The sequence below is a fragment of the Streptomyces sp. NPDC087270 genome, from assembly GCF_044744625.1.
Classification (GTDB): domain Bacteria; phylum Actinomycetota; class Actinomycetes; order Streptomycetales; family Streptomycetaceae; genus Actinacidiphila.
The window spans coordinates 748510-763534 of sequence record NZ_JBIUYR010000002.1 but is presented as its reverse complement, the minus strand read 5'-3'; the positions used below and the strand labels follow the sequence as shown (position 1 = coordinate 763534).

Here is a 15025-nt window from a genome sequence, read left to right as displayed (position 1 = left end):
ACGCCCGGTTACATTCCGAACCCGGAAGCTAAGCCTTTCAGCGCCGATGGTACTGCAGGGGGGACCCTGTGGGAGAGTAGGACACCGCCGAACAAATATTGAGCCTCGGCCCCCAGTTCCAACTGGGGGCCGAGGCTTTTTTGCGTTCTCCCAGCCTTTCGGCTGGGAGCGCTCAGTCCTGCTGGGCTGCCTGCGTCAGCTCGATGTCCAGCGACTCACGGCGAATTCGCTGGTCGATGTAGAGCAGGGTGACCGAGCCGGCGCTGATCGGCAGGGTGAACATCGAACCGATGACCGCACCGATACCGGTGATGATGAGGAACGTCCAACTGGGGTTGCTGTCGGAGTTGTAGAAGGACGAGAAGGACTCGTTCGTGAAGGCCGCTGACAGCAGCGTGAACGGCAACTCGATGATGGCCGACGCGATGTACGTGATGACGACGGTCAGGAGCTCCACCCCGAGGACACGCCACCAGGCGCCGCGAACGAGTTTGGCCGAGCGCTTCATCGCGCCCACGATGCTCTGGTTCTCCAGCATCAGCGCCGGAGGCGCCAGACTCAGCAGAATCCACAGCCAGACCATCAACACCATGCCCGCACAAGCGCCGAGTACGGCCAGTGCCGCGCCGCCGTCCGACGAACCCGCCGCAGCGACAAGGATGCCCGGCAGCACGGTGACGACGAGTACCGCGATGTAGAGGAAGACGAGCAGGAACGAGAGGCCGATGAGCCGGCCCACGCGAGGACGGGCCTCGCGCCAAGCCTCGCCGACCGACACCGTACGGCCGAGCGTCGCGCGGCTGGTGACCATGGTGAGCATGGCCGTGGCGGTGAGCACTCCGAGCGCGGCGATGATCGCGGTGAGTCCCAGTCCGGCGTAAGCGTCGCGTAGCGCGTGCAGGACGTCGTGGGCGCTCGGGTGATCGTTGTTCTCGATCTTCTGGATGCTGCTGTTGTCGGTGAACAGGCCCTCGACAACGACGGCGATGGCTTGCGTGACGAGGGCGACGGCGAAGGTGACGCTGAGGATGGCTCGCCAGTGGCGTCGCAGCGTGGCGATGGAGCCGTTGAGGATCTCACCGACATCCAGAGGACGCAGCGGGATGACGCCGGGTTGAGGAGCGGCCGGCCTGGTCCAGGGGCCCTGCTGCTGCCAGCCGTTGGGCGGGGGAGGGCCGCCCCAGCGTGGTCCGCCCTGTGCGGGAGGCAGCGGAGGGCGGCTGCCCTGCGGTGGTGTCCAGCGGGCCCAACCCGTGGTGTTGGCCGGTGGCTGCTGAGGGGACCAGCCGGGATGCGTATCGGGATGCTGCGGCAGAGCTTGCGGCGGTACAGGTGGTACAGGCCGATCAGCTGTCTGACTCTGCACAGGGCGTTCGGGTGTCGCCGACGGGGCGGGGTCGGGACCGGTGCCGCCGTCCGGCTCGGGGGAGTCGGAGGGTCCGGGCGTCGTAGAGCCCGGAGTGTTGGTCATCGGAGGTTGCCCCTCTTCGTGTTGCTCGGCTGGTTCAAGCCGCCATCGTGCCATGGGCTGACGCCAACACGGTTTGGCAGGGCAGACTGAGAGATATGGGTGATCACATCACGCGACCTGAGAACGGCTTCATTCCCGCGTTGCGATGGGAGGAACCGCCCGAGGGGCCGGTACTGGTACTCCTCGACCAGACCCGACTACCTCAGGAGGAAGTCGAGTTGGCCTGCACGGACGTGCAGGGGCTCGTGGGCGCGATCGGCGCGCTCGTCGTACGGGGAGCCCCCGTGCTGGGGTTGGCCGGAGCGTACGGTGTCGCGCTGGCGGCGGCGCGCGGATACGACGTGGAGGACGCGGCCGAGTCGCTCGCGCAGGCTCGCCCGACAGCGGTCAACCTCGGATACGGAGTGCGTCGGGCGCTTGCCGCCTACCGCAAGGCCGCGCCGGACCAGGCCGCGGCCGCGGCACTGGCGGAGGCGCGGGCGTTGCACGCCGAGGACGCCGCCGCGAGCGACGCGATGGCACGCCATGGCGGGCAGTTGCTGACCGAACTCGTGCCCGGCGGCGGCTACCGGGTTCTGACGCACTGCAACACCGGTGCCTTGGTGTCAGGCGGCCAGGGCACGGCGCTCGGCGTGGTGCTGGCGGCCCACCGGGCCGGGGAACTGCGGCGGTTGTGGGTGGATGAGACCCGGCCGCTGCTCCAGGGGGCGAGGTTGACCGCTTACGAGGCGGCGCGGGCGGGAATGCCGTACACGCTGCTCTCGGACAGCGCCGCGGGCTCGCTGTTCACGGCGGGAGAAGTCGACGCGGTGCTGGTGGGCGCGGACCGGATCGCGGCGGACGGTGCGACGGCGAACAAGGTCGGCACGTATCCCCTTGCGGTGCTGGCGCGCTACCACCACGTGCCGTTCATCGTCGTGGCGCCGACGACGACGGTCGACCTGGATACACCGGACGGAGCGTCGATCGAGGTCGAGCAGCGGTCGAGCAGCGAGGTGACCGACCTGGCGCCTTCCCCGCTGGGCACTCAGGCCTACAATCCCGCTTTCGACGTGACGCCGCCGGAGTTGATCACCGCGATCGTGACGGAGAACGGAGTGGTCTCGCCGGTGACGGCGGAGACGCTGGCAGCCGTGTGCCGGTAAGGTCACCTGGCGGTCGCGGCACAAGTTATCCACAGGCTGTCACAGGGGGACAGCGCAACTGCGTACAACCATGGAGAATGGTTGCGTAGCGTGACCTCGATCACCAAAGGTCACCGGTATCGATATGCAAATGGGATGATGGTCGGTATGAAGGGACGAGTCCTGGTCGTCGACGACGACACCGCGCTGTCAGAGATGCTCGGCATCGTGCTGCGTGGGGAGGGTTTCGAGCCGTCGTTCTGCGCCGACGGCGACAAAGCGCTTGCTGCTTTTCGGGAGGCCAAGCCTGATCTTGTGCTGCTGGACCTGATGCTGCCCGGAAGGGACGGCATCGATGTGTGCCGGCAGATCCGGGCTGAGTCCGGTGTGCCGATCGTGATGCTCACGGCGAAGAGCGACACGGTGGATGTGGTGGTCGGCCTGGAGTCCGGGGCGGACGACTACGTCATCAAGCCGTTCAAGCCCAAGGAGCTGGTGGCGCGGGTGCGGGCGCGGCTGCGGCGTGCCGAGGAGCCGACACCTGAGCAGCTTGCGATCGGGGATCTGCTGATCGATGTCGCCGGGCACTCGGTGAAGCGTGGCGGTCAGCCGATCGCGCTGACTCCGTTGGAGTTCGATCTTCTGGTCGCGCTTGCCCGCAAGCCGTGGCAGGTGTTCACGCGTGAGGTGCTGCTGGAGCAGGTCTGGGGCTATCGCCACGCGGCGGACACACGGCTGGTGAATGTGCACGTGCAGCGGCTGCGGTCGAAGGTGGAGCAGGACCCGGAGCGTCCGGAGATCGTCGTGACCGTTCGCGGTGTCGGCTACAAGGCAGGACCGGGCTGACATGTGCGCGTCGTACGAGCGTGAGCGCTTGGAGAGCCGGCTGGCCGATCCGATGCAGGGGCTGCTGCCGGTGATCCGCTCGTTCGTGCGCTGGGCGCGGCGTCCGCTGCAGCCGGCGGTGCGGCTGTGGCGGCGCAATCTTCAGCTCCGGGTGGTTGCCTTCACGTTGCTGATGTCGGTGGGCGTTGTGCTGCTGCTCGGCTTCGTGGTCATCGGCCAGGTGCAGAACGGGCTGCTCGACGCGAAGGAGAAGGCGGCGACGAACCAGGCGACCGGCGGTTTCTCCATTGCGCAGGACATGGCGGACAAGGGCAGCCAGACCCAGCAGGCGTCCGGCTCCGGTGCTGCGCAGGGCCGGGTCGACTCGGGGACATGGCTGAACAGCCTGGTCCAGCAGTTCGCCAGTGGCGGTAAGGGCGTGTACTGGATCGTCGCGCTCAGCCCTGGGCGGGGCGACGATCCGCCTTTCGCCGGGGGCAACGCGGGCAGCGTGCGCGGACCGCGTGGCTCAGGCAGCGTGCTGCCGGACGAGAGCATCCCGAAGTCGCTGAGCGACGCGGTGCGCAGCCATCCCGGCGCGCTCAAGCAGTACACGATGGTCAAGACCGACGACGGTCACAAGCCGCGGCCGGCGTTGGCGGTGGGTAAGCGGCTGACGGACATCAACGGGAACACCTACCAGCTGTACTACCTGTTCCCGTTCGACCAGGAGGAGAAGACCCTCGGGCTGGTCAAGGGCACGCTGGCCACCGCGGGGATATTCGTGGTGGTGCTGCTCGGCGCGATCGCGTGGCTGGTGACGAGGCAGGTGGTCACGCCGGTGCGGATGGCCGCCGGAATCGCCGAGCGACTGGCGGCCGGGCGGCTCCAGGAGCGGATGCAGGTCACCGGGGAGGACGACATCGCCCGGCTCGGCGAGTCGTTCAACAAGATGGCGCAGAACCTCCAGGTCAAGATTCAGCAGCTGGAGGACCTGTCGCGGATGCAGCGCCGCTTCGTCTCCGATGTGTCGCACGAGCTGCGGACACCGTTGACGACGGTGCGGATGGCGGCCGACGTCATCCACGACGCCCGGACGGACTTCGATCCGGTCACGGCGCGCTCCGCGGAGCTGCTGCAGAACCAGTTGGACCGGTTCGAGTCCCTGCTGTCCGACCTGCTGGAGATCAGCAGGTTCGACGCCGGTGCCGCGGATCTGGCCGCCGAGCCGATAGACCTGCGGGACGTGGTGCGCCAGGTCGTCGATGCCGCCGAGCCTCTCGCGGATCGCAAGGGCACCCGTGTGATCATCCGCGGTGATGCGCAGCCGGTGATCGCGGAGGCCGACGCCCGCCGGGTGGAGCGCGTGCTGCGCAACCTGGTGGTCAACGCGATCGAGCACGGCGAGGGCCGTGACGTGGTGGTCCGGCTGGCGACGGTCGACGGCGCCGTCGCGGTGGCGGTGCGGGATTACGGCGTGGGCTTGAAACCGGGCGAGGCGACTCGGGTGTTCAACCGCTTCTGGCGGGCGGACCCGGCGCGGGCGCGTACCACCGGTGGCACCGGGCTGGGTCTCTCCATCGCGGTGGAGGACGCCCGATTGCACGGCGGGTGGCTGCAGGCGTGGGGTGAGCCGGGTGGCGGTTCGCAGTTCCGTATGACGCTTCCTCGTACCGCGGGGGACAGCCTGCGCGGTTCGCCGATCCCGCTGGAACCGGACGACTCGCGCCGCAACCGGGGGCTGAACTCCTCGGGTCTGCCGGCCAAGGCGGGGACGTCGGTGCCGGTGCCGCGTACGGGCTCGCCGGGTGGTACTTCAGGTGACGGTGTCGTGGTGCGGCAGGCCACTGCGCGTGGACCGCAACTGCCGTCGATGCCGCTGGTGCCCAAGGCGTCGACCCGGCCGCCGGTGGCGGACCCCGCGGCGCTTCCGGGCAGCGGCGCGCGGGTCGTGGAGCGTAGGGAAACCATGCGGGAGGACGACGTCTGATGGGTGTGATGGGGGGCGGCCGGGGGCGGCTGCTGCCGCGAGGGTTGCTGGCGCTGTTCGCGGCGCTGCTGCTGGCTGGCTGCGCCTCGATGCCCAGCAGCGGCGAGGTGCGCAAGGTCAGCGAGGGCCAGCGCGCGGACTCCGACTCGCAGGTGCGGGTCTTCGGCATCGCGCCGAGTCCGGGCGAGAGCGCCTCCGACATCGTCAACGGGTTCCTGGAAGCGACGACCAGCAGCGAGTCGGACTTCGTCACCGCGCAGAAGTACCTCTCCAAGCAGGAGCGGCACCGTTGGAAGCCGAACACGGGGATCACCGTGTTCTCGGGGGAGCTGACCCCTCGCGAGGTGGGCGGCAGCGGTCGCAAGGAGGGATACACCACGGTCACCCTGTCGGCGACGAAGGCGGCCGTGGTGGACACCAAGCACGCCTATCAGCCGGACCACGGCCCGTTCAGCACGTCGTTCCACCTGGTCAAGGAGAACAACCAGTGGAGGATCGACGGCCTTGAGAACGGCCTGGTGCTGTCCGACCTGGACTTCCAGCGGATATACCACTCGGTGAACATGTACTACTTCGCCAAGCTCGGACCGGACGGGCATCCGGCCGGCGGTAGCAGCAACGCGACGCTGGTCGCCGACCCGGTGTACCTGCGTATCCAGAACGACCCGCTGGTGTCGACGGTCTCGGCGCTGCTGGGCGGGCCCACCGACTGGCTGTCGCCTGTCGTCACCACCGCGACACCCGCCGGGACGAAGCTGGAGGACAAGGGCCCGGACCACGGGGTGTCGCTGGACGACTCGCAGCAGCTTCAGGTCCGGCTCGACCACAGCGCTGACGGACTGCGCGGGCAGCGCTGCACCGAGCTGGCCGCGCAGCTCTTCGCCACCGTCCAGGCGCAGGCGTCCGCGCAGTTGGCGTCGGCCGAGGTGGACCACGCGGATGGTTCCACCGCGTGCAAGCTGCCGAGCGGGGAAGCCCTCAGCTACGGCCCCGAGAACCTGGTCGGCGCCAACCCGCGGCCCTACTTCGTCGAAGCCGACAGCCAGCACCGGCTGCTGGAGCTGACCGACGACGGCAAGGGCAGCACACCCAAGGCGACACCGGTGCCCGGCCCGTTCGGCTCCAGCAAGGCGTACCTGGACTCGGTGGCGGTGCGCAGGGACCAGGAGGCGGCCGCAGGGGTGCGCTCCGACGGCCGTGAACTGGTGGTCGCGTCGCTCGTCGCCGGCCAGACCTTCGGCAAACCGGTGGTGACCAGCAAGGTCAAGGACGGGCTGAGCGCACCGAGCTGGGACGGCTTCGACGACTTGTGGGTGGCCGACCGTGATCAGGACGCTCCGAAGCTGATGGTGCTGCCCAACGGCACCGGCGAGCCGATCGAGGTGCCGGTGCCGGACCTCGACGGCCGGATTCAGTCGTTGCGGGTGGCCTCGGACGGGGTGCGGATCGCCCTGGTGGTGCAGCAGGGCAGCGGTACCCGCCTGATGCTCGGCCGGATCGTCCGGGAGGGCACTGCGCAGCACCCGGAGTTCTCGGTCGACAGCCTGCGCTCCCTGACACCCGCAGGAGAACACATGACGTCCGTGTCGTGGGCCGGTGCCAGCAAGCTCGTGGTGCTCGACACCGAGCCCGGCGGAGCCCAGCAGATCGAGTACATCAGCTCGGACGGCTCGGCCGGGTCCCTGCCGCAGGGCGTCAGCGAGGCCACGTCCGTCGCCTCCTCGGAGAACCAGGCGATGCCCCTGCTCGCCTCGTACAACGGCAGGGTCTACGAACTGCCCACCGACTCGAACTGGAAGCAGGTCTCGCCGAAGGGCAGCAATCCCGTCTATCCCGGCTGACCTGTGGGGATCAAGTTATCCACAGCCACGAAAGAGTGACTGGCAGCGGACTTGCCGCAAGGCGCAAAGTTGGGTCATGCGGGGCTGGTGGAGGGAGATCACCGGGTTGGTCCTCCCGGTGGACTGCGCGGGCTGCGGGAGTCCGCGGACGGAGCTGTGCGAGCGGTGCCATGGGCTGCTGGGCGGAGCAGCCACAGCACGGCGCGTACGTCCGTCACCCGAGCCGCCGGGGCTGCCACCGGTCTACGCGGTGGGCCGGTACGGCGACGAGGTGCGGGCTGTCGTCCTCGCGCACAAGGAGCGCGGCGCCCTGGGCCTCGCCCGGCCGCTGGGAGAGGCACTGGCGGGAGCGGTCGTCCGGGCGACCGGTCCCATCGGCGCCTTGCCCGGCCCAGCCGTCCCGCATGCGGTCGGCCACCGCTGGAACCTGCCTGGACGGGCTCCAGCGGCAGCCGACGCCGACCACGGGTCCCGCCTCGGCCTGTGGCCGGTCCTCCACGGCCTGGAGGTGCCTCGCACCGCCCTGCGAGGCACTCCCGGGTCACCGGTACCGGGACCGGCGTCGCAGCGCGGCCCGCTGCTGCTGGTGCCCGTGCCCTCGTCCCGCCGGGCGGTTGCCCAGCGGGGGCACGACGCCACCGCCCGGATCGCCCGGTCGGCGGCCCGCGAGTTGAGGCGGCAGGGCGTGCCGGCCCGGGCGGCGGCTGTGCTGCGGCAGCGGCGACCGGTCGCCGACCAGTCCGAGCTGAGCGCGGACGGGAGGTTGGCGAACCTCTGCGGCGCGGTGGCAGCCGCGGGCAGCGCCGTGCCCCTGCTGTCGGCGGCTCCGGTGGTGCTCGTGGACGACCTCATGACCACCGGGGCGTCACTCGCGGTGGCGGCCGGTGCCGTGGCCGCGGTCGGCGGCTGGGTCGCCGGCGCCGCGGTGATCGCCGGACCGCACGATTCTCGGATCGACTGATTTGCGCATCGATGCAGGTGGCCATGGTGGGGATTCATCCGAACGGAGGTAAGCCTGCGCTGAGGATGCCGAGACGCACACTCCGGGACTATGTTCGGGAGAGAGGGAAGCGAACACCGGGGGTGTTGATCTTCCCTGTGGGGCAGAAGGAGGTGAAAGCCGCAGCTTCGCGGTATCCGGATCAGCCCGGGTGGCGGAGCGGCAGCTAACGCAGCGCCGGCAGGGACTGGCACCCGCGCCGGCCTCATGAAAGGGATTGCCCCTGGTCACGGGGGCGGTCCGGAACGGAGTTCTGCGTGGACATCGTCGTCAAAGGCCGCAAGACCGAGGTGCCCGAGAGGTTCCGGAAGCACGTGGCCGAGAAACTGGACAAGATCCAGAAGCTCGACGGCAAGGTGATCAGCCTCGACGTCGAGGTGTCCAAGGAGCTCAACCCCCGGCAGGCGGACCGCAGCGACCGGGTGGAGATCACGCTGAACACCCGCGGCCCCGTGGTGCGCGCGGAGGCTGCCGCCGCGGACCCGTACGCCGCGCTGGATGTGGCGGTCACGAAGCTGGAAGCCCGGCTGCGGAAGGCCGCGAGCAAGCGGCACACCCGCCGGGGCAACGGCCGTACGCCCGCCGCCGAGGTGGCCGAGAACGTGCCGGGCGCCGCGCGGATCAACGGGGACGGCACGCTCGTCGCCGATCAGTTGGTCGACGGGGAAGTGCCCACGACCCGGTTCGGGCCGCTGGAGGTCCACGGCGAAGGCCCGCTCGTGGTCAGGGAGAAGACCCACGCCGCGGCACCGATGGCGCTGGACCAGGCGCTGTACGAGATGGAGTTGGTCGGGCACGACTTCTACCTGTTCGTCGACAGCGAGACCAAGCAGCCGAGCGTGGTCTACCGACGGCAGGGCTACGACTACGGCGTGATCCATCTCAACGCGGACGAGTCGGGTGCGGCGTCGCCGGCCGGGGCCGGCGACGCGCTGCACCACGGCGTCTGACCTCGCGGGCCTGCGAAGGGCCTGTGGCGAGTAAGGAGCGTCGAATGCCCCCGGGTGCGTCCGGGGGCGTCGGCGCGCCGGGACGTGAAATGCTGGGCCAGTGGTCAACTCTGGTCTGACGGGGAGGAATTGATGCCGGACTTCGAGCACGGGTCGCCCGGCGAACGAGGCCCGGTGCTGTACGGCGAACCGTCTCGTCCGCCCCGTGCGGAGCCGATTCGGGTACTCGTGGTCGACGACCACGCGCTGTTTCGGCGGGGCCTGGAGATCGTGCTCGCGCAGGAGGAGGACATCCAGGTCATCGGCGAGGCCGGAGACGGCGCCGAGGCCGTGGAGAAGGCCGCCGACCTGCTGCCGGACATCGTGCTGATGGACGTCAGGATGCCGCGGCGCGGGGGGATCGAGGCGTGCACCTCGATCAAGGAGGTCGCGCCCAGCGCCAAGATCATCATGCTGACGATAAGCGATGAGGAAGCCGACCTCTACGAGGCGATCAAGGCCGGCGCGACGGGCTACCTGCTGAAGGAGATCTCCACCGACGAGGTGGCGACCGCGATCAGGGCGGTCGCCGACGGGCAGTCGCAGATCAGCCCCTCGATGGCGTCGAAACTGCTCACCGAGTTCAAGTCGATGATCCAGCGCACCGACGAGAAGCGGCTGCTTCCGGCGCCCAAGCTCACCGACCGCGAGTTGGAGGTGCTCAAGCTGGTGGCCACCGGCTTGAACAACCGGGACATCGCCAAGCAGTTGTTCATCAGCGAGAACACCGTGAAGAACCACGTCCGCAACATCCTGGAGAAACTCCAGCTCCACTCCCGCATGGAGGCCGTGGTCTACGCGATGCGGGAGAAGATCCTGGAGATCCGCTAGCCCTGGCCGCGGGCGAGGGCGGCGGTCAGAGGGGCGCGCAGGGACTCGGGCAGGACGCGTTCGGCCCGGGTCCGGATGCAGCCGACCCAGCCGGCGGCCTCGGTGAGGGCGTCCGCAGCGGGCTGGACGGCCTTGGGGCCGTCCAGGGTGACCTGGCGTGCGACCAGGGTCTGTCCCTCCCGGGCAGGGTCCACCCGGCCCACCAGCCGGCCGCCCGCCAGCAGCGGCATCGCGAAGTAGCCGTGCACGCGTTTCGGCTTGGGGGTGTAGGCCTCCAGGCGGTGGGTGAAGCCGAAGATCCGCTCGGTGCGCGGGCGGTCCCAGATCAGGGAGTCGAAGGGCGACAGCAGCGTGGTGCGGTGCCGGCCGCGCGGCGGGGCGGCGAGCGCGGCCGGGTCGGCCCAGGCGGGCTTGCCCCAGCCCTCGACCTCGACCGGGACCAGCCCGGTGGAGTCCAGCACGGCCGCGACCTGCTCGCCCTTGAGGCGGTGGTAGTCCGCAAGATCCGCCCGGGTGGCGACGCCCATGGCCGCACCCGCCTGCGCGACCAGGCGCCGTACGCACTCGGTGTCGTCGATGTCGTCGTGCAGCAGGGTGTCGGGCACGGCACGCTCCGCGAGGTCGTAGACGCGCTTCCAGCCGCGGCGCTGCGTGCAGACCACCTCACCGGTGTCCAGCAGCCACTCCACCGCGATCTTCGTCTCGGACCAGTCCCACCACGGGCCGCCGTTCTTCGCGCCGCCGAGCTCGGTGGAGGTCAGCGGACCGTCGATCTTCAGGCGGTCCAGCACGGCCGCGCAGGAGCGCTCGGCGTCCTCGAGGATGTGCCAGCGGTGGCCGCGGGCGCGGCGGGCCCGGCGGCGGAAGGCGAAGTGCGGCCACTCCTCGATGGGCAGGATGCAGGCGGCGTGCGACCAGTACTCGAAGGCGTGGCCGTCGGACCAGTACGCCTCCTCCACCGCGTCGCGGCCGACCGCGCCCAGGCGCGCGTAGGGGATCAGTTCGTGCGACCTGGCCAGTACCGAGATGGTGTCGAGCTGGACCGCGCCGAGGGACCGCAGCACGCCCCGGGTCCCCGACCGCCGGTCCGGCGCCCCCAGGAGGCCCTGCGCCCGAAGGGCGATCCTGCGGGCTTCGTCGGCGGACAGGGTCAGCTCGGGTGACGGCAGGAGAGTCATGACGGCCAGCGTAGAACCGGCCACTGACAGTCGGCTGTGACCAGCGGATTCACTCGTTCCGGCGACTTCTCCCGCGGCGGTGGGCGGCCGCTACTTCGCGTACGGGAGGTACGGCAGTTGCGACGGGCGGTCCCAGTCCGAAGGGAGCAGGGAACCGCTCCACGCGTCCCGTCGGGTGCCTTCGTGGACGACCCGCGAGCGTACGGTGCCCTCCATGGCGAACCCGAGTCTCAGGGCGACCGCGCGGGAGGCTTCGTTGCCGGCCTCCGCGAACCATTCCAGGCGCTCGACACCCAGGGCGTCGAAGGCCCAGGTGCACACCGCTCGTGCCGCCTCCACCGTGTAGCCCTTGCCGCGCTGGTGCTTCGCCGTCCAGTAGCCCAACTCGCCCTGGCGCTGCGGGGCGGCCAGGTGCTGGAGGCGGACCAGGCCCATCGAGCTGACCAGGGCGCCTTCGTCGCGCGTGAAGACGCCGAAGTTGTACATGGTGTCGTCGCGCCAGCCGTCCGCGCACACGACGTCGATGAAGTGGTCGGCGTGCTCGCGCGAATACGGCGAGGGAACGGATGTCCAGCGCGGAATCTCAGGGTCCTGACAGGCGGCGTACAGGGCGTCGCCGTCACGCGGTTCCAGGGCCCGCAGGAGGAGGCGCTTTGTGGTGAGAACAGATGCTTCCATGGCGGGCGCGCACCTTTCCGGCGGACTTTCCGGCAGGGGTGCCGGGCCCCCGTTGCGGCCGCATATCGGGCGGCGGGAGGACTGCGGCCGAGTATCCCGGACCCCTCGGCGCGGGGGAAAACCGTTTTGCCGCTGCCGGGCCTCCCGGGCCGCTGGTGTCCTCGCTTACGATGGCCGTTGCAGCAGGGCCAGGCAGACAGGACCCGCGCTGTGCCCCGCGCGGGAATTCGCGCCAGGCCCGACCGGCAAGGAGTCAGCCTACGTGTCCGTCATCAGCAAGATCATGCGTGCAGGTGAAGGCAAGATCCTGCGCAAGCTGCACCGCATCGCGGACCAGGTCAATTCCGTCGAAGAGGACTTCGTCGAGCTCACCGACGCCGAGTTGCGGGCACTCACCGACGAATTCAAGCAGCGCTACGAAGACGGGGAGTCGCTGGACGACCTGATGCCCGAGGCGTTCGCCGCGGTCCGCGAGGCGGCCAAGCGCGTCCTCGGCCAGCGCCACTACGACGTGCAGATCATGGGCGGTGCGGCCCTGCACCTCGGCTATGTCGCCGAGATGCGCACCGGCGAGGGCAAGACCCTGGTCGGCACCCTTCCCACGTACCTCAACGCGATCTCCGGCAAGGGCGTTCACCTGATCACGGTCAACGACTACCTCGCCGAGCGCGACTCGGAGTGGATGGGCCGGGTGCACAAGTTCCTCGGCCTGAGCGTCGGCTGCATCCTGGCGAACATGACCCCGGCCGAGCGCCGCGAGCAGTACAACTGCGACATCACCTACGGCACCAACAACGAGTTCGGCTTCGACTACCTGCGCGACAACATGGCGTGGTCGAAGGACGAGTTGGTCCAGCGCGGCCACAACTTCGCGGTGGTCGACGAGGTCGACTCGATCCTGGTGGACGAGGCGCGTACCCCGCTGATCATCTCCGGCCCCGCCGACCAGGCCACGAAGTGGTACAGCGACTTCGCCCGCCTGGTGAAGCGGCTCACCCGCGGCGAGGCGGGCAGCCTCGGCAAGGAGGAGACCGGCGACTACGACGTGGACGAGAAGAAGCGCACCGTCGCCATCCACGAGTCCGGCGTCAGCAAGGTCGAGGACTGGCTGGGCATCGACAACCTCTACGAGTCGGTGAACACCCCGCTCGTCGGTTATCTGAACAACGCCATCAAGGCCAAGGAGCTCTACAAGAACGACAAGGACTACGTCGTCATCGACGGCGAGGTCATGATCGTCGACGAGCACACCGGCCGTATTCTCGCCGGCCGCCGCTACAACGAGGGCATGCACCAGGCGATCGAGGCGAAGGAAGGGGTGGACATCAAGGACGAGAACCAGACGCTCGCCACGATCACCCTGCAGAACTTCTTCCGCCTGTACGACAAGCTCAGCGGGATGACCGGTACGGCGATGACCGAGGCCGCCGAGTTCCACCAGATCTACAAGCTGGGCGTTGTGCCGATCCCGACCAACCGCCCGATGCAGCGGATGGACAAGCCCGACCTGATCTACCGCACGGAGGAGGCGAAGTTCGCCGCCGTCGTGGAGGACATCGTCGAGAAGCACGAGAAGGGCCAGCCGGTCCTGGTCGGCACCGTCTCCGTCGAGAAGTCCGAGTACCTGTCCGCGCAGCTGTCCAAGCGGGGCATCCCGCACGAGGTGCTCAACGCCAAGCAGCACGACCGTGAGGCGACCATCGTCGCCCAGGCCGGGCGCAAGGGCGCGGTCACCGTCGCCACCAACATGGCCGGCCGCGGTACCGACATCAAGCTCGGCGGCAACCCCGACGACCTCGCCGAGGCGGAGCTGCGCCAGCGCGGCCTGGACCCGGTCGAGCACGTCGAGGAGTGGGCCGCGGCCCTGCCCGAGGCGCTGGAGCGCGCCGAGGAGGCGGTCAAGGCCGAGTTCGAGGAGGTCAAGGACCTCGGCGGGCTGTACGTCCTGGGCACCGAGCGGCACGAGTCACGCCGGATCGACAACCAGCTGCGCGGCCGCTCCGGCCGCCAGGGCGACCCGGGTGAGTCCCGCTTCTACCTCTCCCTCGGCGACGACCTGATGCGGCTGTTCAAGGCGCAGATGGTCGAGCGCGTGATGTCCATGGCCAACGTGCCCGACGACGTGCCGATCGAGAACAAGATGGTCACCCGGGCGATCGCGTCCGCCCAGTCGCAGGTCGAGCAGCAGAACTTCGAGATCCGCAAGAACGTCCTGAAGTACGACGAGGTGCTCAACCGCCAGCGCGAGGTGATCTACGGCGAGCGCCGCCGCGTCCTGGAGGGCGAGGACCTCCAGGAGCAGGTGCAGCACTTCATGGACGACACCATCGACGCGTACATCGACGCCGAGACGCGCGAGGGCTTCGCCGAGGACTGGGACCTGGACCGGCTGTGGGGCGCCTTCAAGCAGCTCTACCCGGCGAAGGTCACCGTCGACGAGCTGGAGGAGGCCGCCGGCGACCGCGCGGGCATCACCGCCGAGTTCATCGCCGAGTCGGTCAAGGACGACATCCACGAGCAGTACGCCGAGCGGGAGAAGCAGCTCACCGAGGACATCATGCGCGAGCTGGAGCGGCGCGTGGTGCTGTCGGTGCTCGACCGCAAGTGGCGTGAGCACCTCTACGAGATGGACTACCTCCAGGAGGGCATCGGGCTGCGTGCCATGGCGCAGCGCGACCCGCTGGTGGAATACCAGCGCGAGGGCTTCGACATGTTCACCGCCATGATGGACGGCATCAAGGAGGAGTCCGTCGGCTACCTGTTCAACCTGGAGGTCCAGGTGGAGCAGCAGGTCGAGGAGGTGCCGGTGACGGACGAGGTGCAGGACGCGCCGCCGTCGCTGGTCAAGCAGCCCGAGATCCGCGCGAAGGGCCTGGAAGCGCCCAAGCGGGCGGACCGGCTGCACTTCTCCGCCCCGTCGGTCGACGGTGAGGGCGGCGTCGTGGAGGGCGAGTTCGAGGAGGCGGGCGTCTCCGGGGGCGCTGCCGGCGCCGCCGACGAGGAGGCCGGCACGACCCGCGCGGAGCGCCGCAAGGCCGCCAAGGGCGGTCGCCGCCGCAAGAAGTAGGCAGCGAGGCAAGCAGCGCCGCCGCACGCGG

General features: G+C 69.5%; 11 protein-coding genes and 1 rRNA gene. 9 read left to right on the top strand and 3 right to left on the bottom strand.

Annotated features, from left to right (window positions below; translation table 11 throughout):
• A 5S ribosomal RNA gene (gene rrf / locus ACIPAE_RS06720) occupies window positions 1-93 on the top strand; the annotation flags it as partial.
• A gap of 79 nt (window positions 94-172) precedes the next feature.
• On the opposite strand, the gene ACIPAE_RS06715 is transcribed toward rrf, so the two are convergent.
• Entirely contained in the window at window positions 173-1471 is a 1299-nt protein-coding gene (locus tag ACIPAE_RS06715) for a hypothetical protein (protein WP_402443285.1), read from the bottom strand.
• A 95-nt stretch (window positions 1472-1566) separates the two neighbouring features.
• Here ACIPAE_RS06715 and mtnA point away from each other — a divergent pair, with 95 nt between their 5' ends.
• From mtnA to ACIPAE_RS06680, 7 genes are all read left to right on the top strand, one after another.
• Entirely contained in the window at window positions 1567-2616 is a 1050-nt protein-coding gene (gene mtnA, locus ACIPAE_RS06710) for an S-methyl-5-thioribose-1-phosphate isomerase (RefSeq protein ID WP_329369005.1), read from the top strand.
• Between the two features lie 135 nt (window positions 2617-2751).
• Window positions 2752-3441 (top strand): MtrAB system response regulator MtrA, encoded by a 690-nt coding sequence (gene mtrA / locus ACIPAE_RS06705; RefSeq protein ID WP_202233941.1) that lies wholly within the window; start codon window positions 2752-2754, stop codon window positions 3439-3441.
• A 1-nt stretch (window position 3442) separates the two neighbouring features.
• Window positions 3443-5410: an MtrAB system histidine kinase MtrB gene (gene mtrB / locus ACIPAE_RS06700; RefSeq protein ID WP_402443283.1), complete on the top strand. Its 1968-nt coding sequence runs from the start codon at window positions 3443-3445 to the stop codon at window positions 5408-5410.
• Window positions 5410-7251 carry an LpqB family beta-propeller domain-containing protein gene (locus ACIPAE_RS06695; protein ID WP_329369007.1) on the top strand — a complete coding sequence of 614 codons (1842 nt, stop codon included), beginning with the start codon at window positions 5410-5412 and terminating at the stop codon, window positions 7249-7251. The genes mtrB and ACIPAE_RS06695 overlap by 1 nt, the downstream gene beginning before the upstream one ends.
• Window positions 7252-7327: 76 nt before the next feature.
• Window positions 7328-8212 carry a ComF family protein gene (locus ACIPAE_RS06690; protein WP_402443281.1) on the top strand — a complete coding sequence of 295 codons (885 nt, stop codon included), beginning with the start codon at window positions 7328-7330 and terminating at the stop codon, window positions 8210-8212.
• 296 nt (window positions 8213-8508) lie between these two features.
• Window positions 8509-9201 carry a ribosome hibernation-promoting factor, HPF/YfiA family gene (gene hpf, locus ACIPAE_RS06685; protein WP_328464658.1) on the top strand — a complete coding sequence of 231 codons (693 nt, stop codon included), beginning with the start codon at window positions 8509-8511 and terminating at the stop codon, window positions 9199-9201.
• Window positions 9202-9333: 132 nt separating this feature from the next.
• Entirely contained in the window at window positions 9334-10071 is a 738-nt protein-coding gene (locus ACIPAE_RS06680) for a response regulator (RefSeq protein WP_402443279.1), read from the top strand.
• Here ACIPAE_RS06680 and ACIPAE_RS06675 read toward each other — a convergent pair.
• Complete coding sequence (locus tag ACIPAE_RS06675) at window positions 10068-11249, bottom strand: winged helix-turn-helix domain-containing protein (RefSeq protein ID WP_402443277.1); 1182 nt, start codon at window positions 11247-11249, stop codon at window positions 10068-10070. The two genes, ACIPAE_RS06680 and ACIPAE_RS06675, sit on opposite strands and share 4 nt — an antisense overlap.
• A 90-nt stretch (window positions 11250-11339) precedes the next feature.
• Window positions 11340-11927, bottom strand: coding sequence for a GNAT family N-acetyltransferase (locus ACIPAE_RS06670; protein ID WP_402443275.1), 588 nt, complete (start codon window positions 11925-11927; stop codon window positions 11340-11342).
• Window positions 11928-12189: 262 nt separating this feature from the next.
• Here ACIPAE_RS06670 and secA point away from each other — a divergent pair, with 262 nt between their 5' ends.
• Window positions 12190-14994, top strand: a complete 2805-nt coding sequence (gene secA / locus ACIPAE_RS06665; protein ID WP_329369018.1) for a preprotein translocase subunit SecA — start codon at window positions 12190-12192, stop codon at window positions 14992-14994.
• Window positions 14995-15025 lie beyond the last annotated feature (31 nt).

What these genes read in the sequence shown, in the direction of transcription:
- mtrA (WP_202233941.1), top strand. Translation starts at nt 2,752, where the DNA reads ATGATGGTCGGTATGAAGGGACGAGTCCTGGTCGTCGACGACGACACC.
- ACIPAE_RS06675 (WP_402443277.1), bottom strand. Translation starts at nt 11,249, where the DNA reads ATGACTCTCCTGCCGTCACCCGAGCTGACCCTGTCCGCCGACGAAGCC.
- mtrB (WP_402443283.1), top strand. Translation starts at nt 3,443, where the DNA reads ATGTGCGCGTCGTACGAGCGTGAGCGCTTGGAGAGCCGGCTGGCCGAT.
- ACIPAE_RS06695 (WP_329369007.1), top strand. Translation starts at nt 5,410, where the DNA reads ATGGGTGTGATGGGGGGCGGCCGGGGGCGGCTGCTGCCGCGAGGGTTG.
- ACIPAE_RS06670 (WP_402443275.1), bottom strand. Translation starts at nt 11,927, where the DNA reads ATGGAAGCATCTGTTCTCACCACAAAGCGCCTCCTCCTGCGGGCCCTG.
- mtnA (WP_329369005.1), top strand. Translation starts at nt 1,567, where the DNA reads ATGGGTGATCACATCACGCGACCTGAGAACGGCTTCATTCCCGCGTTG.
- ACIPAE_RS06715 (WP_402443285.1), bottom strand. Translation starts at nt 1,471, where the DNA reads ATGACCAACACTCCGGGCTCTACGACGCCCGGACCCTCCGACTCCCCC.
- ACIPAE_RS06680 (WP_402443279.1), top strand. Translation starts at nt 9,334, where the DNA reads ATGCCGGACTTCGAGCACGGGTCGCCCGGCGAACGAGGCCCGGTGCTG.
- ACIPAE_RS06690 (WP_402443281.1), top strand. Translation starts at nt 7,328, where the DNA reads ATGCGGGGCTGGTGGAGGGAGATCACCGGGTTGGTCCTCCCGGTGGAC.